This is a genomic window from Mycoplana sp. 10N416, assembly GCF_056394765.1.
The window spans coordinates 291,808-310,552 of the sequence record NZ_JBFTIM010000006.1 but is presented as its reverse complement, the minus strand read 5'-3'; the positions used below and the strand labels follow the sequence as shown (position 1 = coordinate 310,552).

The 18,745-nt window shown below is 63.2% G+C and carries 18 protein-coding genes; 8 read left to right on the top strand and 10 right to left on the bottom strand.

The genetic code is table 11. The features are described from left to right. Position 1: 1 nt before the first annotated feature. The 4 genes from AC1DDS_RS14795 to bcoG all read right to left on the bottom strand — a co-directional run bounded on the left by AC1DDS_RS14795 (position 2) and on the right by bcoG (position 6,087). Positions 2 to 2,056 (bottom strand): acetate--CoA ligase family protein, encoded by a 2,055-nt coding sequence (locus AC1DDS_RS14795; RefSeq protein WP_477479586.1) that lies wholly within the window; start codon positions 2,054 to 2,056, stop codon positions 2 to 4. 8 nt (positions 2,057 to 2,064) lie between these two features. Next, entirely contained in the window at positions 2,065 to 3,225 is a 1,161-nt protein-coding gene (locus AC1DDS_RS14790; protein ID WP_477479585.1) for an acyl-CoA dehydrogenase family protein, read from the bottom strand. Positions 3,226 to 3,474: 249 nt separating this feature from the next. Next, on the bottom strand, positions 3,475 to 4,965 hold the full coding sequence (locus AC1DDS_RS14785) for a carnitine 3-dehydrogenase (protein ID WP_477479584.1): 1,491 nt from the start codon (positions 4,963 to 4,965) through the stop codon (positions 3,475 to 3,477). A gap of 219 nt (positions 4,966 to 5,184) precedes the next feature. Next, positions 5,185 to 6,087: a 3-dehydrocarnitine:acetyl-CoA trimethylamine transferase BcoG gene (gene bcoG / locus AC1DDS_RS14780; RefSeq protein ID WP_310416458.1), complete on the bottom strand. Its 903-nt coding sequence runs from the start codon at positions 6,085 to 6,087 to the stop codon at positions 5,185 to 5,187. 111 nt (positions 6,088 to 6,198) lie between these two features. On the opposite strand from bcoG, the gene AC1DDS_RS14775 reads away from it, so the two are divergent. The 5 genes from AC1DDS_RS14775 (at position 6,199) to AC1DDS_RS14755 (ending at position 9,860) form a co-directional block, all read left to right on the top strand. Next, positions 6,199 to 7,173 carry a GlxA family transcriptional regulator gene (locus tag AC1DDS_RS14775; RefSeq protein WP_477479671.1) on the top strand — a complete coding sequence of 325 codons (975 nt, stop codon included), beginning with the start codon at positions 6,199 to 6,201 and terminating at the stop codon, positions 7,171 to 7,173. A 166-nt stretch (positions 7,174 to 7,339) separates the two neighbouring features. Then, complete coding sequence (locus AC1DDS_RS14770) at positions 7,340 to 7,861, top strand: DUF4142 domain-containing protein (protein ID WP_477479583.1); 522 nt, start codon at positions 7,340 to 7,342, stop codon at positions 7,859 to 7,861. A 9-nt stretch (positions 7,862 to 7,870) separates the two neighbouring features. Further along, positions 7,871 to 8,200: a cupredoxin domain-containing protein gene (locus AC1DDS_RS14765; RefSeq protein ID WP_477479582.1), complete on the top strand. Its 330-nt coding sequence runs from the start codon at positions 7,871 to 7,873 to the stop codon at positions 8,198 to 8,200. A gap of 37 nt (positions 8,201 to 8,237) precedes the next feature. Next, a complete protein-coding gene (locus AC1DDS_RS14760) occupies positions 8,238 to 8,966 on the top strand; it encodes an RNA polymerase sigma factor (RefSeq protein WP_477479581.1) in 729 nt (242 codons plus the stop codon). Between the two features lie 180 nt (positions 8,967 to 9,146). Then, the gene (locus AC1DDS_RS14755; protein WP_477479580.1) at positions 9,147 to 9,860 is read left to right on the top strand and encodes an LssY C-terminal domain-containing protein; all 714 of its coding nucleotides are present in this window, start codon (positions 9,147 to 9,149) and stop codon (positions 9,858 to 9,860) included. Here the strand turns inward: AC1DDS_RS14755 and AC1DDS_RS14750 are convergent. From AC1DDS_RS14750 to AC1DDS_RS14725, 6 genes are all read right to left on the bottom strand, one after another. Beyond that, positions 9,837 to 10,634: a DUF1194 domain-containing protein gene (locus AC1DDS_RS14750; RefSeq protein ID WP_477479579.1), complete on the bottom strand. Its 798-nt coding sequence runs from the start codon at positions 10,632 to 10,634 to the stop codon at positions 9,837 to 9,839. The genes AC1DDS_RS14755 and AC1DDS_RS14750 overlap by 24 nt on opposite strands. 171 nt (positions 10,635 to 10,805) lie before the next feature. Further along, the gene (locus AC1DDS_RS14745; protein ID WP_477479578.1) at positions 10,806 to 11,867 is read right to left on the bottom strand and encodes an ABC transporter ATP-binding protein; all 1,062 of its coding nucleotides are present in this window, start codon (positions 11,865 to 11,867) and stop codon (positions 10,806 to 10,808) included. Between the two features lie 13 nt (positions 11,868 to 11,880). Then, complete coding sequence (locus AC1DDS_RS14740) at positions 11,881 to 12,672, bottom strand: ABC transporter permease (RefSeq protein ID WP_477479577.1); 792 nt, start codon at positions 12,670 to 12,672, stop codon at positions 11,881 to 11,883. Then, a complete protein-coding gene (locus AC1DDS_RS14735) occupies positions 12,669 to 13,544 on the bottom strand; it encodes an ABC transporter permease (protein WP_477479576.1) in 876 nt (291 codons plus the stop codon). The genes AC1DDS_RS14740 and AC1DDS_RS14735 overlap by 4 nt, the downstream gene beginning before the upstream one ends. A gap of 116 nt (positions 13,545 to 13,660) precedes the next feature. Beyond that, a complete protein-coding gene (locus AC1DDS_RS14730) occupies positions 13,661 to 14,767 on the bottom strand; it encodes an ABC transporter substrate-binding protein (protein ID WP_477479575.1) in 1,107 nt (368 codons plus the stop codon). A 125-nt stretch (positions 14,768 to 14,892) separates the two neighbouring features. After that, a complete protein-coding gene (locus AC1DDS_RS14725; RefSeq protein WP_477479670.1) occupies positions 14,893 to 15,765 on the bottom strand; it encodes a MurR/RpiR family transcriptional regulator in 873 nt (290 codons plus the stop codon). Between the two features lie 180 nt (positions 15,766 to 15,945). Between AC1DDS_RS14725 and AC1DDS_RS14720 the strand changes: the two genes are divergently transcribed. The 3 genes from AC1DDS_RS14720 to AC1DDS_RS14710 all read left to right on the top strand — a co-directional run bounded on the left by AC1DDS_RS14720 (position 15,946) and on the right by AC1DDS_RS14710 (position 18,663). After that, positions 15,946 to 16,716: an N-formylglutamate amidohydrolase gene (locus tag AC1DDS_RS14720; protein ID WP_477479574.1), complete on the top strand. Its 771-nt coding sequence runs from the start codon at positions 15,946 to 15,948 to the stop codon at positions 16,714 to 16,716. A 109-nt stretch (positions 16,717 to 16,825) separates the two neighbouring features. Further along, the gene (locus tag AC1DDS_RS14715; RefSeq protein WP_477479573.1) at positions 16,826 to 17,338 is read left to right on the top strand and encodes a TRAP transporter small permease subunit; all 513 of its coding nucleotides are present in this window, start codon (positions 16,826 to 16,828) and stop codon (positions 17,336 to 17,338) included. Then, a complete protein-coding gene (locus AC1DDS_RS14710; protein WP_477479572.1) occupies positions 17,335 to 18,663 on the top strand; it encodes a TRAP transporter large permease in 1,329 nt (442 codons plus the stop codon). The genes AC1DDS_RS14715 and AC1DDS_RS14710 overlap by 4 nt, the downstream gene beginning before the upstream one ends. Positions 18,664 to 18,745: the final 82 nt, after the last annotated feature.

Genomic DNA, 18,745 nt, shown 5'->3' with positions numbered 1-18,745 from the left:
CTCACTTCCTCAGACGGATCAGGGCATCCGCTGCGACAACGCCATCGCCTTGCGGAAGCACCATGATAGGATTGATATCGAGTTCATCGACAATTGAAGCGTTTGAAACGACATAGGATGCTGCCGATGCGACGGCGGCCACCAGCGCGTCGACGTCTCCGGCAGGCGCGCCGCGATAGCCTTTCAGCAGTTTTGCGACCTTCAAGCCGGAAATTGCCTCGCGAATGGCTGCTTCGTCGGCCGGAAGCGTAAGGATCGCGGAATCTTCCAGCAATTCCACGAGGATGCCTCCTGCGCCCACGGTGAGCACAGGGCCCGCGACCGGATCCCGCATGGCGCCGACGATGAGTTCCGCGACCGGCTTGCCGACCATCTTCTCGACCAGATAGCCGGAAGCGACACCGGCCATGGCCTTGGCCGCTTCCAGCACGGCTTCGCGGCTTTGCAGGTTCAGCTTCACCGCCCCGGCTTCCGTCTTGTGGGCGACGCCGAGCCCCTTCAGGACGACGGGGAAGCCGAGCGCCTCGGCTGCGTCTGCCGCTTGCTCGGCGGTATCGACGGCGCGACCCTGCGGAACCTGGAGGCCATGGGCGGCAAGGGCCTGCTTGGCCTCGTGTTCGGTGAGCGTGACAGCCTCGCCGTCGGCGGCCGCAATCTTGACGAGCGGAGCGGGCAGGGGCTTTGCCCAGGTCGCGCCGATCGTCGCCGCGGTTTCCGCGGCGGCCAGCGCCTCGTCGATGCCCATGAACGGGATGACGCCGTTCTCCATCAGCATCAGCGCCGTCTCTTCCGGCATGTTCTCGCCCATGCTGGCGACGATGCCGGCGACCGCATTCGTCGCCCTTGAGGCGTCGATGACGGCATGGCAGGTCGTCACCCAGTCGGCAGCGTCGCAGCGGTCCTGGCGCGGAAAGTCGAGCACGATCAGGTTCAGCGCGTAGTCGCCCTGCATCATCGCCGTGAAGGCGGTGGTCTGCTTCTCGCGATTGCCCCAGACGAAGGTGTGATAGTCGAGCGGATTGGAGATCGTCACCATCTGCCCGAGCGCTTCACGCAGGGGCTGGCGCTGTTCCTCGCGCAGTTCGCGGTAGACAGTCTTCCGCTTGACGCCGGCGTCGGCCATCAGCGAGGCCTCGCCGCCCGAGCAACTCATCGAGGAGATGTCGAAGCTTGAGAGCGGCCCGCGCAGGTGCAGGAGCTTCAGCGTCTCCAGCAGCTCCGGCAGCGTTTCGACGCGGCCGATGCCGAGGCGGGCGAGCAGAGCGGAGGAAACGGCGTCGTTGCCGGCTAGCGAGGCGGTGTGCGACACCGTTGCAAGTTGCGCCTGCTCGGACTTGCCGACCTTGAGAGTCACGACCGGTTTTTTCAGTTCGCGGGCGCGGTGGGCAAGCCGTTCGAGGGAGGCGATGCTGTCAAAGCCTTCGATGTGCAGGCCGACGGCGGTGACGCGCGGATCCTCCAGAACCGCGCAGGCGAGGTCGCAAAGCCCGGTCTGGGCCTGGTTGCCGGCCGTCAGGATGTAGGCGAGCGGCAGACCGCGCATCTGCATGGAGACGTTGCAGGCGATGTTGGAGGACTGGGTGAGAACGGCCACACCCTTCTCGACGCGCACCATGCCATGCTGGTCGGGCCAGAGCAGCGCGCCGTCCAGCATGTTGATGAAACCATAGCAGTTCGGGCCGAGGATCGGCATGTCGCCGGCGGCCTCGACCAGCGCCTTCTGCAGGTCGTCGCCGTCGGCAAGCTCGGTCACGGCCTCGCGGAATCCGGAGGCGTAGCAGACAGCACCGCCGGCGCCACGGGCGGAAAGGTCGCGGATGATCTCGATGGTGAGTTGGCGGTTGACGCCGACGAAAGAGGCATCCGGCGCGCCGGGAAGATCGGCGACGGAGCGATAGCACTTGCGACCGCGGATTTCGTCCTTGGTTGGGTGCACCGGCCAGATGTCGCCGGTAAAGCCCATCTTGTCGCACTGCTCGACGACGCGGCCCGCCTCCTTGCCGCCGAACACGGCGATGGAGCGGGGGCGGATAAGGCGGTCCAGGGAACGGGTCATGTCGGCACTCACGCTCCCAGCGGCCGCAGCAGATCGCGGCTGATGATATGCCGCTGGATCTCGGAGGTGCCGTCCCAGATGCGCTCAACGCGGGCGTCGCGCCAGAAGCGGGCGAGCGGCAGGTCGTCCATCAGGCCCATGCCGCCGTAGATCTGGATCGCCTCGTCGGTGACGCGGGCGAGCATTTCGGTGGCGTAGACCTTGGCCGAGGCAATCTCGCGGTTCGACGGCAGGCCCTGGTCGAGGCGCCAGGCGGCCGAGAGCGTCAGAAGGTCGGCGGCGTCGATCTCGGTGATCATGTCGGCGAGCTTGAAGGAGACGCCCTGGTTGGCGCCGATCGGCTTGCCGAACTGCTTGCGCTCGGCGGCATAGGAGAGAGCGTAGTCGAAAGCGCGCCGCGCGCGGCCGACGGAAGTGGCGGCGACCGTGAGCCGCGTGGCGTAGAGCCAGTCGTTGGCGACCTCGAAGCCGCGGTGGACTTCGCCAAGGATCTGCGACGACGGCAGGCGGCAATCGTCGAAGGTAAGGATGCAGTTCTTGTAGCCGCGGTGGGAGACGGAATTGTAGCCGTCGCGGATCTCGAAGCCGGGCGTACCGCGGTCGACCAGGAAGCAGGTGATCTTCTTCTTCGGGCCGCGTGGGGTGTCCTCCTCGCCGGTGGCGATGAAGACGATGACGAAGTCGGCGATGTTGGCATGGCTGATGAAGTGCTTGGTTCCGTTGACGATCCAGTCGTCGCCATCCTTCCTGGCGAAGCACTTCATGCCGCGCACGTCGGAACCGGCATCCGGCTCGGTCATAGCAAGCGCGTCGAACTTGTCACCGCGCACGGCCGGCAGCAGGTACCTTTCGCGCTGCTCGGCGTTGCAGCCCATCAGGATGCCCGAGGGACGGCCGAAAAAGACCGTCAGCGCCATCGAACCGCGGCCGAGCTCGCGCTCGACCAGGGTGAACGAGGTGTGGTCGAGCCCGGCGCCGCCGACTTCTTCCGGGAAGTTGCAGCCGAAAAAGCCGATCTCCTTGCATTTGCGGGCGATTTCCTGGCCCAGTTCCGGCGGCACGAAGCCGGTGCGCTCCACCTCGTTCTCGTGCGGGTAGATCTCGGTCTCGACGAACGAGCGGACCGTGTCGACGATCATCTGCTGTTCGTCTGTCAGTGCGAAATTCATGGCGTTCTCCCTCGTGTTCCTTTGTAGGACAGGTTGATCTGCCCCTCATCCGCCTGCCGGCACCTTCTCCCCGCACGTCGGGGGAAAGGTAATTTCGGCGGCGCCTCGTTCTCCCGCGAAGCGCTGGGCGGTTGCGTCTTGTCCCTTCGCCCCGCGTGCGGGGAAAAGGCCGCGGCAGCGGGATGAGGGGCAGTCGCCCCCCTTCCGGCCCTCCAGGTGACCCTCCCTGCAAGGGAAGGGATGAAACCGTCAGCGCTTCTGCCCCACATGCCGGCCGGCGCCTTCGGGCACCGGCAGCCCGGCATGGGCTTTGGTCAGCGCCGCCAGCTTGTCCAGAACCTTGCCGGGTGCAGGCATGGCCTTGCCGGCCTTCGAATCGACGTGCAGCATCATCTGCTCCGCGGTGGCGACTGGCTCGTTCGTCTCGGCGTTGTAGATCGTCGAGAAGAACTGCAGGCGCTTGTCGTCCGAGGACAGGATCTGGCAGGTGGTGTAGAGCGCGTCGCCGAGCTTGGCCTCGCCGAGGTGGCGGATATGGGTCTCGACGGTATAGTAGCTGTGGCCGTCGCGGACATAGTCGAGATCGACACCGATCAGGCGCAGGACGCCATCGGAGGTGTCGCCGAACACCTGCAGGTAGCGGTGCTCGGTCATGTGGCCGTTGTAGTCGACCCAGGCGGCGTTGACCTTGGTGTCGAGGACACGCAGCGGCTTGATCTCGCCGAGGTCGGCCTCCGGCTTCTTGGCATTGGCCCAGAGATGGTCCTCGAACTCGGCGAGCAGCTTGCCCGCGCCCCAGCCGCGGCCGTCGTCACCGGACTTCAGCGCATGCATGATGCCGACGAGGTTCTGGTCGCGGATGCGCTCCAGCTCGCGGATGCCGCGGGCGCCGGACTGGGCGTCGGACTGGTTGGCGATCTTGTCGACCAGTTCATCGGTGAGATCGACGACGTCCGTCAGCTTCGTCCAGGGCCAGGAGAGGCAGGGACCGAACTGGGCGATGAAGTGGCGCATGCCGGCCTCGCCGCCGGCGATGCGGTAGGTCTCGAACATGCCCATCTGCGCCCAGCGCATGCCGAAGGAGTAGCGGATCACGTCATCGAGAGTCTCGGTATCGCAGATGTCGTCCTTGATCAGCCAGAGACCCTCACGCCAGACGGCTTCGAGTAGGCGGTCGCCGACGAAGGCCTCGATCTCCTTGTTGATTATGACGCCCCTCATGCCGATGGTGGCGAGCTTCGCCTTGGCGTCCTGAAGGGTCTCCTTCGCCGTCTTCTGGCCGCCGACGAGTTCGGCGAGCGGCAGCAGGTAGACCGGATTGTAGGGGTGGGCGACGAACATCCGTTCGGGATGCTTCATGTCGCGCTGCAGGTCAGTCGGCATGAGGCCCGAGGTGGACGAGCCGATTAGCGCCTTCGGATCGGCAGCTGCGTCGATCTGGGTGATGACGCCGCGCTTCAGTTCCAGTCGCTCGGGCACGCTTTCCTGAATCCAGTCAGCCCCTTGCACGGCTTCTTCAATGTTCTTGCAGAACGTCAATTTTCCCTTCGGCGGCAGCGGCGCCATGGTCAGCATGCCATAGGCACGTTCCGCGTTCGCCATCACCTCGCCGATGATGCGCTCGGCTTCGGGATGGGGATCGAAGATGTTGACGTCAATGCCGGCGAGCACGAAGCGCGCCGCCCAGGCCCCGCCGATGACGCCGCCGCCGATGCAGGCGGCCTTGTTGATTTTGGACATGTGATCGTTCCCGTCGTGTTCAGTTGTTGTTGGACGTCTTTTCGGGAGGTCTTGCCCCTCACCGTAGCCCTCTCCCCGCTCGCGGGAAATGGGACACGGCTGCAGCTGCCGCAATCGCACATCTTAGATAGAGGGGCAGAAGCGGGCCACCTGTCCCTTCTCCCCGCACGCGGGGAGAAGGGACAGGCAGGCGGATGAGGGGCATGCCTCAAGCGTTGTTCAGCGCTTCGTCAGCTTCAGCTTTTCGCGTACCTCGGCCGGGCCGATGACGCGGGCGCCCATGTTCTCGATGACATTCACGGCCTTTTCGACGAGCTGGCCGTTGGTCGCGAACTGGCCCTTGCCGATGTAGAGATTGTCTTCCAGACCGACGCGGACATTGCCGCCGGCGAGCACGGCCGCGGCCGGGTAGGCGAGCGCATTGCGGCCGATCGAGAACGCCGAGAACGTCCAGTTCTGCGGCACGTTGTTGACCATCGCCATGTAGGTGTTGAGGTCATCCGGCGCACCCCACGGAATGCCCATGCAGAGCTGGATCAGCACCGGATCCTCGATGAGGCCTTCCTCGACGAGCTGCTTGGCGAACCAGAGGTGGCCGGTGTCGAAGGCCTCGATTTCGGGACGGACGCCGAGATCGGTCATCTGCTTGGCCATGGCGCGCAGCATCGACGGCGTGTTGGTCATCACATAGTCGCCGAGCGAGAAGTTCATCGTGCCGCAGTCGAGCGTGCAGATTTCCGGCAGGCATTCGGCGACGTGGGAGACGCGCTCGGTGGCGCCGGCCATGTCGGTGCCCTTTTCCTTCAGCGGCAGCGGGTTTTCGACATCGCCGAAAATCATGTCGCCGCCCATGCCGGCGGTCAGGTTCAGCACGATGTCCACCTCGGCCTGGCGGATGCGGTCGGTGACTTCCCTGTAGAGGTCGTTGCGGCGGCTCGGCGCGCCGGTCTCCGGGTCGCGGACATGGCAATGGATGATTGCCGCACCGGCCTTTGCGGCTTCGACTGCGGCTTCGGCGATCTGTTTCGGCGTGATCGGCACGTTCTTGGATTTGCCGACTGTGTCGCCCGAGCCGGTGACGGCGCAGGTGATAAAGACGTCGCGGTTCATAGCGAGGGGCATTTCATTTCTCCCAAATTTCCTCCCGCCCATTACGGGCCAAGGAAACTGGTCATGCTTTTCATTATCGGCATCATCCTTTACACATTAGGAGATTTGAGGGGGATTACACAAATGCTCGATCCGTCGCACGAGACGCTCGACATGGACATTCTGGTCCTGCCGGAAACGAACCTGATCCTTGTCGCCTCGCTGATCGAGCCACTTCGCGCTGCAAACCGCATCTCGGGTCAGGAACTCTACCGCTGGCGGATCTTTTCGCCGGACGGTGCGGCAATCGAGACGCGAAGCCGCATTCCCGTTCCCGTCGACGGGCCGTTTCGACCGGAGCAGGAGACGGCGCCACTGTTCATCCTGTCCAGCTACCAATGGCAGCAGAGCGCGACGCCAGCGTTGCGCATGCAATTGTCGAGAACCGCCCGTTACCGGACGATGATGGCCGGCATCGAATCAGGCAGTTGGCTCCTGGCGGAGGCGAGCCTGCTCGACGGCCACTCGGTGACGATCCACTGGGAGGACATGGAGGACTTCGCCGCCGCCTATCCGCAGATCGCCGTGCTCAGGGAGCGCTATGTCATCGACGGCAAGCGCATCACCACCGGTGGTTCCCTGCCGACATTGGACCTGATGCTGGAGATCATCCGCCGCCGGCAAGGCTATTCGCTGGCGCTCGAGGTGTCGCGCCTGTTCATCTACGAGCACGAGCGCACCGGAGGGCTCCTGCAGGTCCCGGCGCTCGGCAACATGCGGGTCGCCGACCAGCGGGTCAGCCAGGCGGTGCGGCTGATGGAGGAAACGGTGGAGGCGCCGATGGCGCTGACGCGGCTGGCCCGCCGCGTCGGGATCAGCGCCCGCCACTTGCAGGATCTCTTTCATGAAACGATGGCGGTTGCGCCGCACCAGCACTATCTCGCCCTGCGGCTCAACGCTGCGCGACGGAAGGTGATCGAGACGAAGCTGGAATTCGCCGACATCGCCGCTGCGACAGGGTTCAATTCCTCTTCCGCTTTCTCGCGCAGCTATCGCGCCCACTACCACGAAAGCCCGACCGAGACGCGCCGCAGGTTGCGGACGGCGGGGAAAGGGTAGCCCGCCCCGGCGTATCGGCTCGGCGCGTATCGCGAAGCAAAGCCCGCTTCGTCGCACGAGATAAAATTGTCGGGAACCTTTTGAGCCGATCCGCATCCAATGTGTGCCAGCAGCCCGAAAGTGAGAGCTGCGGCATCACTCGATCATGGCCTCAAGGAGAAAGATCATGCTGAAACGACTTCTCGCCGCAACCTTTCTGGCAGCGGCACTCGGCGGTGTTGCGTTTGCGGCAGATGCCAAGCCGAGCGATCCGCAGATCGCCCACATTGCCTATACGGCCGGAAACATCGACGTCGAGGCCGCCCAACAGGCACTGAAAAAGAGCAAGAATGCCGACGTAGTGGAGTTCGCAAAGACTATGGAGCGGGACCACAAGGCCGTCAACGACCAGGCGCTGGCGCTCGTCAAGAAGCTCAATGTCACGCCGGAGGACAACGCCATCAGCCAGTCGCTGACCGCCGGTGCCGAGAAGGAGCGCGCGACACTCGCATCGCTTGATGGGGCTGCCTTCGACAAGGCCTACATTGCCAATGAGGTGGCCTACCACAAGGCGGTCAACAGCGCCTTGGCGGATACCCTGATTCCATCGGCGCAGAACGCAGAGCTGAAGGCCTTGCTCGAGACCGGGCTGACGCTCTTCCAGCAGCACCAGGCCCATGCCGAGCACCTCGCCTCGACGATCGACTAAGGTGCACCGATGGATCGAATCCTCAGCAGGGGAGCGATCGCCGGCGCGCTGATGGCTCTGCTCTTCGTTCCGGTGTCGTCTGCGGCAGCCGCAGAACACCAGATCACGATTGCCGGGATGAAGTTCATCCCGGCGTCGATGGCGTTGAAAGCGGGTGACGTGGTCATCTGGAAGAATGATGATATGTTTCGGCATACGGCCACCGCACGCAGCGGCAGTTTTGACGTCGACCTGCCGCCGAAGACAGAAAAGCGCGTGACGATAACCGCGGCCGGGCCAGTCGATTACTTTTGCCGCTTCCATCCCGCGATGAAGGGAAAGCTGGAGGTCGAACCGTGACGGTGGATTTTTGCAGCAGACGAGCGGAGAGATGTCCATGACCGGGACGTCCGCAAGGATCGAGCAGCGGCGCGCGGACTTCGCCGCTGTTTCCGACACCGATCTTGTCGATCTTGCTAGAGCGGATGAGGAGGCGGCCATCCGCGCCCTCATTCAACGTCACAATCGCCGCTTGTTTAGGGTGGCGCGGGCGATCGTCCACAATGATGCCGAGGCGGAGGATGTCGTCCAGGCGACCTATGTACAGGCATTCACCCATCTGGGCGCCTTTCGCAGAGAGGCGCAGTTTTCGACCTGGTTGACGCGGATCGCGGTCAACGAAGCGCTTGGTCGCGTTCGCCGCCGTAGAACCACCGCGGGGCTTGAGGAACTTGAGATGGAACGCAACGGTTCGGGCGGCGGTGAGGTCTTGCGGTTTCCGACGTCCCCCTGGGCAAGCGATCCGGAGACCGAACTTTCGCGCAGCCAGGCTCGGTTCCTGCTGGAGCGTGCGGTCGACAACCTGCCTGCCGAGTTTCGGGCAGTCTTTATCTTGCGGGATGTGGAGGGGATGAGCACGCACGAGACGGCGGCGCACCTCAATCTCCGCAGCGCGACGGTCAAGACGCGGCTGCATCGGGCCCGCAAGCTGATGCGCACGTCCATCGAACGGCAGCTTGCGGGATCGCTTTCCGCCCTGTTTCCCTTCGACGGTGCGCGTTGCGCGTCGATGGCGGACCGGGTGGTGGAGGCGCTGAACGCGAGGGGGGCGGGCGCGGAGCGTTGAGCCGCGAGCGTCTCTCCGCGCGCTCTTCTCGGGTACAATATTCTCGCCGATCCCGGTTGTGACTCTTCTCGACATCGCGTGAAGGGCAAGGCAAACTCGGCCGTACGGTCCGGGGAGCGCATCGCAGTGTGGTGCACGCTGCTCCTCCCCCTAAGTGCCGGTGCAGCCGAGGAGTGTCGAATGCGTCAACGCACGACGATCCGCTTTGCCCTTGCCAGCCTCGCGGTCCTGCTGGCGGCCTATTTTCTCGTCAGCTATTTCCTCTTGCCGGAGATATGGATCTTCCGCGATTCCCGCCGGATCGGTAGCCTGAGCAGCATGGTCACGACGACCGCCGATGACATTCCGGGCGATCCGATCAATGTCGGTCTCGTCGGCTCCAAGGAAGAGGTGATCCGCGCCTTCGCGGCGGCCGGCTGGGATCCGGCCGACAAGATCACCTTGCGCTCATCGGTCGACATCGGCTTGAGTGTGGTGCTCGATCGCCCCGACCTCGACGCGCCGGTCAGTCCGCTCTTCTTCGAGGGGCGAAAGCAGGACCTTGCCTTCGAAAAGCCGGTGGGACGCAGTGCCGACGAGCGCAACCATGTCCGCTTCTGGCTGACCGAGCGCACCGGCACCGACGGTCGGCCACTCTGGCTGGGGTCGGCAAGCTTTGATCGCGGGGTCGGCCTGAGCCACGACACCGGCCAGATCACCCACCACATCGGGCCCGATGTCGACGCGGAGCGCAACCTCGTCATCGACGACTTGCGCGTGGCCGGTCAGATCACCTCGACATACGAGATTGCCGGCATCGGCGCGACCAAAAGCGGCCGCAACGGTGGGGGCGATCCCTACTTCACAGATGGAAAGGCACTTGTCGGCGTCTTATTGTCCCCACCCGGTCAATAACGCGCTTTGGTCCGTTAATGCGGAGGGGTGGGCTGGAGACGGCGAAGCGTTGCCGACGGAACGTGTTGCCCGTCCCGGCTCCACTGCCGAGCTGATTTCGCTCATCAGTTTCCGCCGCAGGGCCGAAACGTAGTCGTCCGCCGTATCCGGCTCGATCACAAAGGCACCATCGCCGCCGATCACGAAATCGTTGAAATAGTCGGTCAGAGGGTAGGGCACGCCATAGTGGATCTGCGGAAGGACGATCGCGTTGATCGTGTAGCCGCGGGCAAGCGCCCGTGCACGACTTGACCAGAGCGGTGCGCCATCATTGTTCGTTCCGTTTGCCGAAATATCTATGATCCTGGCCAGGGCGGCGCCCTCATACCTGTCCAGCAGGTCGCTGCCGGAGTCAATGGCATCGGATATGGAGGTCGCGCAGTATCCGGAGCAGTCGTCGCCGTCGCTTGCAAGCCGGCGTATCGCGCCTGCGACTGCCAGAGCGTCTTCCATGCCGCATACGCGCCTCCAGGGCAGGACCGATCTTGCCTGGCCGCGGCTCGCCCACTCCAGGTAGGTGACGGCTATGCAGCCGTTCGGGCCCCGCGAAATGGCCGCGATGACCGCCGGCTCGGCAATCGCCATCGCATGTCCATCGCGTTGCAGCTTTGCAGTGGCACGGTCGACGGAGGCCGAGATGTCGACAGCAAACACAATCGCGGCGTCGACGTTCGCGGCATGGGCCGGAACATGGAATATGACCACGAAAAGGAGCCACAGGAACAGCGTGGGCACGGCGTCCCCCATCCGCGTTCGCAAGGCTTCAATATACGCGCTTGCAGGAGGAGGGCCAAGCGTGAAGAGGTTGCTTCAACCTGACGCCTGGCCCGACTAATCTCTGCCGGTTGCCGCTCAGCAGCGGGCTTTGGGTGGATTGAGGGCCAGAGGAATTTCGGCCCGCGGCGCTCAGTCGTTGATGACCAACAGATCGGTGGCCGTGAACCGCAGGGTGACGGTTTCGCCGACAGCCGGCGGGACGAGGCCGGGGCTGTTGAACATGTCGAAGGAGATGACACTGGTGCCGACCCGCATGCGGGTGCGCACGACCGAGCCGAGGAAATTGCTGCTGACGACTTCCCCGGTCAGGGCCGTGTCGCCCTTGGCGCCCTCCGCGATCGAGCCGGCTTCAGGGCGCAGCGCCAGCGAGATCGTGTCGCCCGCCTTGACCGGGCCGAGCGGCTCGCGCAGCGTCACGCCCTGGTCGCCGATCGCGACGCGGTTGGTGGCCGGATCGATCACCTTTGCCTCGATCAGGTTCAGCGTCCCGACGAAGGAGGCGACGAAACGGGTCGTCGGGCGGTTGTAGATTTCGGCAGGCGTGCCGATCTGGTCGGCGCAGCCGGCGTTCATCACGACGATGCGGTCGGAGATCGACAGCGCCTCTTCCTGGTCGTGGGTGACGAAAACCGTGGTGATGCCAAGCTGTTGCTGGATCATGCGGATTTCCTCGCGCAGCGACACGCGGATCTTGGCGTCGAGGGCCGAAAGCGGTTCGTCAAGCAGTAGCACCTGCGGCTTCGGCGCGAGTGCGCGGGCCAGCGCCACGCGCTGCTGCTGGCCGCCGGAGAGCTGGTAGGGGAAGCGGTCGGCGAGGTGTTCGAGCTTGATGAGGCCGAGCATCTCCTTGACGCGCGCGGCGATCTCGTCCTTGGGACGACCGGCGACCTTGAGGCCAAAGGCGACGTTGTCGGAGACGTTCATGTTCGGAAAGAGCGCATAGGCCTGGAACACCATGCCGATGTTGCGTTGGTTCGGCTTCAGCCCGGACTGGTTCTTGCCGGCGACCGTAATCGTCCCGCCGCTTGGCGTCTCAAAGCCGGCAATCATGCGCAGAACCGTCGTCTTTCCGCAGCCCGACGGACCGAGGAACGAGACGAATTCGCCCTTTTCGATATCCATGTTGAAATCGCTGACGACCTGCACCTGTCCGAAGGACTTCTGGATGTGGCTGAGAGAAAGAAACGTCATGTGGAGGATGTCCTCAGGCTTTCACGGGCGCGGTTTTCTGGAAACGGGTGACGAGCTGGATCAGCGCAAGGCAGCCCCAGGTAATACCGAATGCAATCACCGAAAGCGCAAACGGCTCATAGGGCTTGTTGGCGCCGATGCGCTGCAGATACGGGCCGAATGCGGGCCGGTCGAGCAGGGCGGCCAAAGTGAACTCGCCGATGACGATCGCGAAGGTCAGGAAGGCTCCGGACAGCACCGCGGGAAGCACATTCGGCAGGATGATACGGCCGAGAATGGTCGCCCAGCCGGCGCCGAGGATCTGCGCCGCTTCGGTGAGCGTGGCGACGTCGATGGTGCGCAGGCCGGTGTCGACGGCGCGATACATGTAAGGCAGGGCGAGAATGGTGTAGCCGAAGGCCAGCAGCACGTTGGTGCCGAACACCGAGCCGGTGAGCGGCAGCCAGCTCGACGTGTTGTAAAGGCGAATATAGCCGAAGACGATCACGATTGCCGGGATGACCAGCGGCATCAGCGTCAGGAACTCGACGTAAGGCCGTGCCCAGGGCATTTTCAACCGCACCCAGAATGCGGTCGGCACGACGATCAGGATGCCGATGACGATGGTCACCAGTGCCATGACGACGGAGAAGGAGAACGTCGCCTGGAACTGCGGATCGGCCAGCACGCGGACATAGGCGTCGAAGCTGTAGACCCCGCGTCGAGCCCTCAGCGAGAACTCGAACAGGCCGCCGAGGGGTACGAAAAAGTAGAGCAGGCCGAAGATCAGTGCCGCCCAGCCGGCGATGCGTGCCCAGAGACTCATTTCAGCCACCTCTCAGCGCGCACGCGGAGCCAGATGTAGAGGACATTGGCGACAGCTGTGATGACGATCATGCCGAAGGCCATGGCGTAGCCGAGATTCGGGTTACCCAGCACGTCGCCGCGAATCTGGGCAAACAGCTGGATCGGCACAATGTTGAGACTGGAGCCGGTGAGCGCGATGGCTGTGGCGACGGCGCCGAAGGCGTTGGCGAACAAAAGCGCGAACGTGCCGAGCAGTGAAGGGAACAGGATCGGTAGCGCGACCATGCGCCAGTATTGCAGGGAACTTGCGCCAAGGATCGCGGCGGCCTCGCGCCATTCGCGGCGAAGTCCCTCAAGCGCTGGCGCGATGATCAGGATCATCAGCGGTATCTGGAAAAACAGGTAGGTGACCGTCAGGCCCCAGAAGCTGAGGATGTTGAAGCCAAGGTCCCGCTGCAGCACGATGCCGAAGTTCTGGCGCAGGAAGACGGTGACCAGGCCAACCGGCCCGAAGGTGGCAAGAAAGGCAAAGGCCAGCGGCACGCCGGCGAAATTCGACGCGACTCCGGAAAAGGTGAGGAGCGGCGATTTGATCCAGCGGGGAACCGCTCCGAAGACGACGGCGGCCGCCATCGCAAAGCCGATCAGGCTGCCGATCGCGGCCGAAGCCACGGAAATCTTGATGGAGATCCAGTAGCTGGACGGGATGGTCCCGGTGTTCAGGTCAATGATGTTCTGCAGCGTGAAGGAGCCGTCGCGCGTCTGGAATGCGCCGATGACGATATGCATCGTCGGCAGCACCAGGAACATCACAACGAAGATCACGAAGGGCATCAGGCCCAACCATGTAAGCGGAAATCGCTGGCGTAGCGTGTCGAGGGCTCGGTTCATCGTCCTGGATCGTTAGGGAAGCGCCTTCTTCGATATTGACCAAAGTAAGGCAGCGGTTTGGGAAATGGCAAGCCCCGACCCGGTGTTGGGGCCGGGGCTTGCGTCACAGCTTCACCTTACTGGACGTTTGCGCCGACGACGCCGTCCCAACTGCCGGTGACGGCAGCCTTGTTGGCGTTCTGCTCGTCGACGGACGGGAAGACGGCCGCCTCATAGCTTGCTGCCGGCGGCAGCGCGTCGATCAGCGCCTGCGGGATCTTGCCGGCCTTGGCCATGGCGTTGAAGCGAGCCGGGTGGCAATAGCCCTTCAGCCACAGGTTCTGGCCGTCGTCCGAGTAGAGGTGTTCCATCCACAGCTTGGCAGCGTTCGGATGCGGAGCGTAGGCGGAGATGCCCTGGACGTAGACGCCGGCCAACACGCCGGTCTTCGGAACGACGACTTCGACCGGCGGGTTGCCCTTCAGTTCGTCGCGCCAGGCCAGTGCGTTGTAGTCCCAGGCGATCGCAATCGGGGTCGCGCCCTGGGCAATGGTGCCGGCCTTGGCGATGACCGGAACGAAGTTGCCGGCCTTGTTGAGTTCGGCGAAATAATCGAGGCCAGCCTTGCCGGCTTCCTCGCCGGGCTTGGCGCCCTTGGAAAGGCCGGCGGCGAGCACGCCGAGGATGGCCTGGTTCGAGGCGCGCGGGTCGCCGGCGAGGGCGACCTGGCCCGCATATTCCGGCTTGAGAAGGTCAGCCCAGTCGGTCGGCGTGTTCGGGACGAGGTCCTTGTTCACGATGAACGACAGAACGCCGTAGTAGTCGCCGTACCAGTAGCCCTCGGGGTCCTTGATGCTGTCCGGAATTTCGTCCCAGGTGGAGACCTTGTAAGGCTGCAGCAGGCCTTCGGTCTTGGTTTGCGGACCGAAGGAGAGGCCGACGTCGATGACGTCAGGAGCCTGCGGGCCCTTGTTGTCCTTGTTGGCCTTGATGGCTTCGACTTCGTCGGCCGAGCCGGCATCCGGGTTGAGTTCGTTGACCTGAATCTCCGGATACTTCGCCTTGAAGCTGGAGATCACTTCACCGTAGTTGCACCAGCTGGCGGGCAGGGCGATCGTGGTCAGCATGCCTTCCTTCTTGGCGGCTTCGATCAGTTCGGCACTCGGCTCGGCAGCGGCAATGGCCGTGGAGGCCACCAGTATGGCAGTGGAGAGCGAGAGCAGTCTGCGGGTACGTGACATCACGGGTGTTCTCCTTTTGTGTGTCAGTCAGCTTCGGCGAAGCTGATACTGGTGCGGCATGAAGCTTATGTGACAGTTTTTAAATGCTTTTTCCGGCTTCGCCGGCTATTGATTGACTTACGACAGTTTCATCTCGGCTTTCGGAACAACCGACTGGCCTCGAACAGTTCCTCCAAGGATTTTATCCGTTCGCGTGTTTCTCCCCAGTTTGCGCTCTGTGTTGCCTCGATCAGTGCTTCGACCACGAACAGCGTTACCACGGAGGAATCCCACGCGGACGGTGCCTCGATGTGGATGCGAAAGACCCGAGCAGCCAATTTGGCGATGGGCGACGCCCATTGGTCGGTGAACAGGACGATCTCGACGCCGCGGGCGCGGGCGATGCGGGCGAAGGTCTCCATCTCCTGCTCATAGCGGCGGATGTCGAAGATGACGATGACGTCGCCGGCCTTCATGTTCACAACGTAGTGCGGCCAGGCACTCGGATTGGAGGCCAACTGGGTAACGTTGGGCCGAATCACCTGCAGGTGGGTGAAGAGATAGTCGGCGAGCGCCTTGGTGATGCGTCCCCCGACGACATAGATATTGCGCTTGCGATCGGCGATCAGCGCGGCCGCGCCGTCGAATTCCTCGATTTCGATCTGCGACAGCGTCTGGCGCAGGTTGTTCATGATCGCGTCGGCGAAACGATTGAGGATATGCGTTCCCGGGGCATTGGCGGCCCACCGGTCGTGCTTGGCGATGGGGCTCGAGAGCGTCGCTTCAAGTTCATGATGCAGGTGTGCCTGGAAGTCCGGGAAGCCACGATAGCCGAGCTTCTGGACCATACGGGCGACGGTGGGCGTTGAAACGCCGGCATTCTCCGCGACAGTCGTGATGCTGCCGAGGCCGGAGACGGGATAGTTGTCGAGAAGCGATGCCGCCAACTGCCTTTCGGCGCGCGTCAACGCGTCGAAATGGGCGTTGATCACGTCCGACACCGTCATGGATGCCTGATTCAACGTCAATTCATTCCCCTGTCTGCCGCTCTCTGTCGGCTTCGAACAAAATTAAACATCGCTGTCACATTTGAAGTCAAATGATTTTTTGAAGAGGTTTCTTCATTGCCCACTTGACAGAGGGTGTTTGGTGAAGAATTCTCTTCAAACAATAAAGAACGGCCGGTCGAGGGGATCAGCCAAATGGGAATTCTGACTGGAGAGGAGGGCGACCCTGTCGCCCTGGAGAATGCTGCTGCGCGTGGACGGGTCATCCTCGTCTGTGAACACGCGTCGCGCTTGCTCCCCAAAGCGCTCGGCACGCTCGGCCTGTCCGAGGAAGCGCTCGCAAGCCACATCGCCTGGGATCCGGGGGCGCTGGCCGTTGCCCGGCTGATGGCGCAACAGCTCGACGCGACACTGGTGTTCCAGCGCTTTTCGCGCCTTGTCTACGACTGCAATCGCCCGCCGGAATCACCGGCCGCCATGCCGGAGAAGAGCGAAATCTTCGACGTTCCCGGCAATGCCGGCCTTGACCAGGCGGCACGCGATGCTCGCACCGAAGCACTTTACCTGCCGTTCCGCGGGGCGCTTTCGCGTCTGGTGAAAAGCCGGATCGCGGAGGATCGAGCGCCGGTCATCGTGACGGTCCATAGTTTCACGCCGGTCTATTTCGGCAAGCCGCGCGCCGTGGAGATCGGTGTCCTGCACGATAGCGACAGCCGGCTGGCCGACGCCATGCTTGCCGCGGCGGGCCGGGCGGGCGGGCGCTACGACATCCGTCGCAACGAGCCCTACGGGCCGGCGGACGGCGTGACGCATACGCTGAAGGAGCACGGTCTCGCCAATGACATCGCCAATGTGATGATCGAGGTGCGAAACGACCTGATCAAGGACGAGGCCGGCGAACGAGCCGTCGCCAACTATCTTGCAGGTCTGCTTGTCGAGGGACTGTCGTCGCGGGAGTTGCGCTGAGCGGATTTCCGGGCGCGATGGCAGAAGGGAAGGGGAGGGATGTCTTTGTTGCGATATGGACGGGGCGGCCTGGCTAGCGATGTGGCTGTCGTGAGCGGAGACACGCGCCATGCCTAAGATCATCAAGCATTACGTGCGCATCGTCGATACGGTGAACCGGAGGATCGGTATCTTCGCGATGTACCTGATCTTCCCGATGGGTTTGATCCTGCTCTACTCGACCGTGATGCGCGTCGCCTTCGGCTACCCGATCAATTGGGTCATGGAGATGTCGCAGTTCATGCTGTCGGCCTACTACCTGCTCGGTGGTGCATACTCCATGCAATTGGACGCGCATGTGCGCATGGATCTCTTCTACGGAATGATGAAGCCGAAAACGCGGGCGATCACCGATTCATTCACGATCCTGTTCGTCATTTTCTACCTGATCGTGCTGTTCTGGGGCGGCGTTTCCTCGACGGAATATTCGATCACCTACAATCAGAAGAACTACACGGCCTGGGCTCCGGTCCTGTGGCCCGTCAAGGTCATCATGACGCTCGGCATCTTCCTGATGCTGCTCCAGACCATTGCCCAGTTCTTCAAAGATGTCGCTGAAGCGCGCGGAAAGCCGATCGCATGAGCTCCGAATTTATCACCATCTTCATGTTCGCCTCCATGCTCGTGCTGATGGGCACGGGACAGCGCGTCTACGGTGTCATCGGCGCGGTGGGGGCCGCCGCAGCGCTGTGGCTTTGGGGAAATGGGTCTTTCGAGCTTCCCTTCAATGCGGCCTTCCAGGTCCTCAACTGGTATCCGCTGATCACCGTGCCGTTCTTCGTCTTCATGGGCTACATGCTCTCGGAGTCCGGCATCGCCAACAATCTCTACCGGATGTTCCACGTCTGGTTCGGTTCGGTCCGCGGCGGGTTGGCGATCGGCACGATGGGGCTGATGATCGTCATCTCGATGGTGAACGGCCTGTCGGTCGCCGGCATGGCGATCGGTGCGACCGTGGCGCTGCCGGAACTGCTGCGGCGCGGCTACGACAAGGTGATGATCACCGGTGTCATCCAGGGCGGGTCGTCGCTCGGCATCATGGGGCCGCCGAGCGTGGTGCTCATCCTCTACGCGATGATCGCGCGCCAGCCGGTGCTGCAGCTGTGGCTGGCCGGTATCGGCCCGTTCATCCTGATGGCGATCATCTTCACCGCCTACATCTACATCCGCTGCCGCCTGCAGCCGGAGCTGGGCCCGGCGCTGCCTCCGGAGGAACGCGCCCAGTTCACACTGCGAGAAAAGCTCGTGCTGCTGCGCGAAGGGCTGCTGCCGTTCGGCCTGTTCGCCGCCATCATGGGACTGTTCCTGACCGGCACCACCAGCCTCGTCGAGACCTCGATGGTCGGTGCGCTGTTGGCGCTGCTGGCCGCGTGGGCAACGGGACGATTGAGCGTAAAGGTGGTCGAAAAGACGACGCGCAACACGCTGGCGGTCTCGGCGATGTTTCTCTGGATCATCCTGGGCGCCCTGTGCTTCAGCGCCGTCTATGACGGGCTGGGCGCCATCAAGGCAATCGAGAACCTGCTCTTGCACACCTGGGATCTCAGCCCCTGGGGTGTCCTGGGGATGATGTTGTTCTCCTTCATCATCCTCGGCATGTTCCTCGACGACACCGCCATGCTGGTCATCGTCGCGCCGCTCTACATCCCGCTGGTGAAGCTGCTCGGGTTCGATCTGATCTGGTTCGGCATCCTCTACACGATCACCTGCCAGATCGCCTACATCGTGCCGCCCTTCGGCTACAACCTGTTCCTGATGCGGGCGATGGCGCCGCCGGAAATCACTATCGTCGACATCTACAAATCCATCATCCCGTTCTTTCTTCTGATGGTGTTGAGCATGATCATCATCATGGTGTTTCCGGACATCGCGATGTGGTTGCCGGAGGTCTATTCCGGGAAGAGGTAAACGTTCACTGCTTGGGGAGGAACCATGGAGCGAGGCGTGCAACGAGTAGGAGACGGGGAGGGCGCTGACCGCGCTCAGCCCG

Excerpts from the sequence above, each read along its gene's own strand:
- AC1DDS_RS14720 (WP_477479574.1), top strand. The coding sequence starts at position 15,946 with ATGGGAATTCTGACTGGAGAGGAGGGCGACCCTGTCGCCCTGGAGAAT.
- AC1DDS_RS14710 (WP_477479572.1), top strand. The coding sequence starts at position 17,335 with ATGAGCTCCGAATTTATCACCATCTTCATGTTCGCCTCCATGCTCGTG.
- AC1DDS_RS14760 (WP_477479581.1), top strand. The coding sequence starts at position 8,238 with ATGACCGGGACGTCCGCAAGGATCGAGCAGCGGCGCGCGGACTTCGCC.
- AC1DDS_RS14770 (WP_477479583.1), top strand. The coding sequence starts at position 7,340 with ATGCTGAAACGACTTCTCGCCGCAACCTTTCTGGCAGCGGCACTCGGC.
- AC1DDS_RS14790 (WP_477479585.1), bottom strand. The coding sequence starts at position 3,225 with ATGAATTTCGCACTGACAGACGAACAGCAGATGATCGTCGACACGGTC.
- AC1DDS_RS14745 (WP_477479578.1), bottom strand. The coding sequence starts at position 11,867 with ATGACGTTTCTTTCTCTCAGCCACATCCAGAAGTCCTTCGGACAGGTG.
- AC1DDS_RS14735 (WP_477479576.1), bottom strand. The coding sequence starts at position 13,544 with ATGAACCGAGCCCTCGACACGCTACGCCAGCGATTTCCGCTTACATGG.
- AC1DDS_RS14775 (WP_477479671.1), top strand. The coding sequence starts at position 6,199 with ATGCTCGATCCGTCGCACGAGACGCTCGACATGGACATTCTGGTCCTG.
- bcoG (WP_310416458.1), bottom strand. The coding sequence starts at position 6,087 with ATGCCCCTCGCTATGAACCGCGACGTCTTTATCACCTGCGCCGTCACC.
- AC1DDS_RS14765 (WP_477479582.1), top strand. The coding sequence starts at position 7,871 with ATGGATCGAATCCTCAGCAGGGGAGCGATCGCCGGCGCGCTGATGGCT.
- AC1DDS_RS14785 (WP_477479584.1), bottom strand. The coding sequence starts at position 4,965 with ATGTCCAAAATCAACAAGGCCGCCTGCATCGGCGGCGGCGTCATCGGC.
- AC1DDS_RS14755 (WP_477479580.1), top strand. The coding sequence starts at position 9,147 with ATGCGTCAACGCACGACGATCCGCTTTGCCCTTGCCAGCCTCGCGGTC.
- AC1DDS_RS14715 (WP_477479573.1), top strand. The coding sequence starts at position 16,826 with ATGCCTAAGATCATCAAGCATTACGTGCGCATCGTCGATACGGTGAAC.
- AC1DDS_RS14795 (WP_477479586.1), bottom strand. The coding sequence starts at position 2,056 with ATGACCCGTTCCCTGGACCGCCTTATCCGCCCCCGCTCCATCGCCGTG.
- AC1DDS_RS14740 (WP_477479577.1), bottom strand. The coding sequence starts at position 12,672 with ATGAGTCTCTGGGCACGCATCGCCGGCTGGGCGGCACTGATCTTCGGC.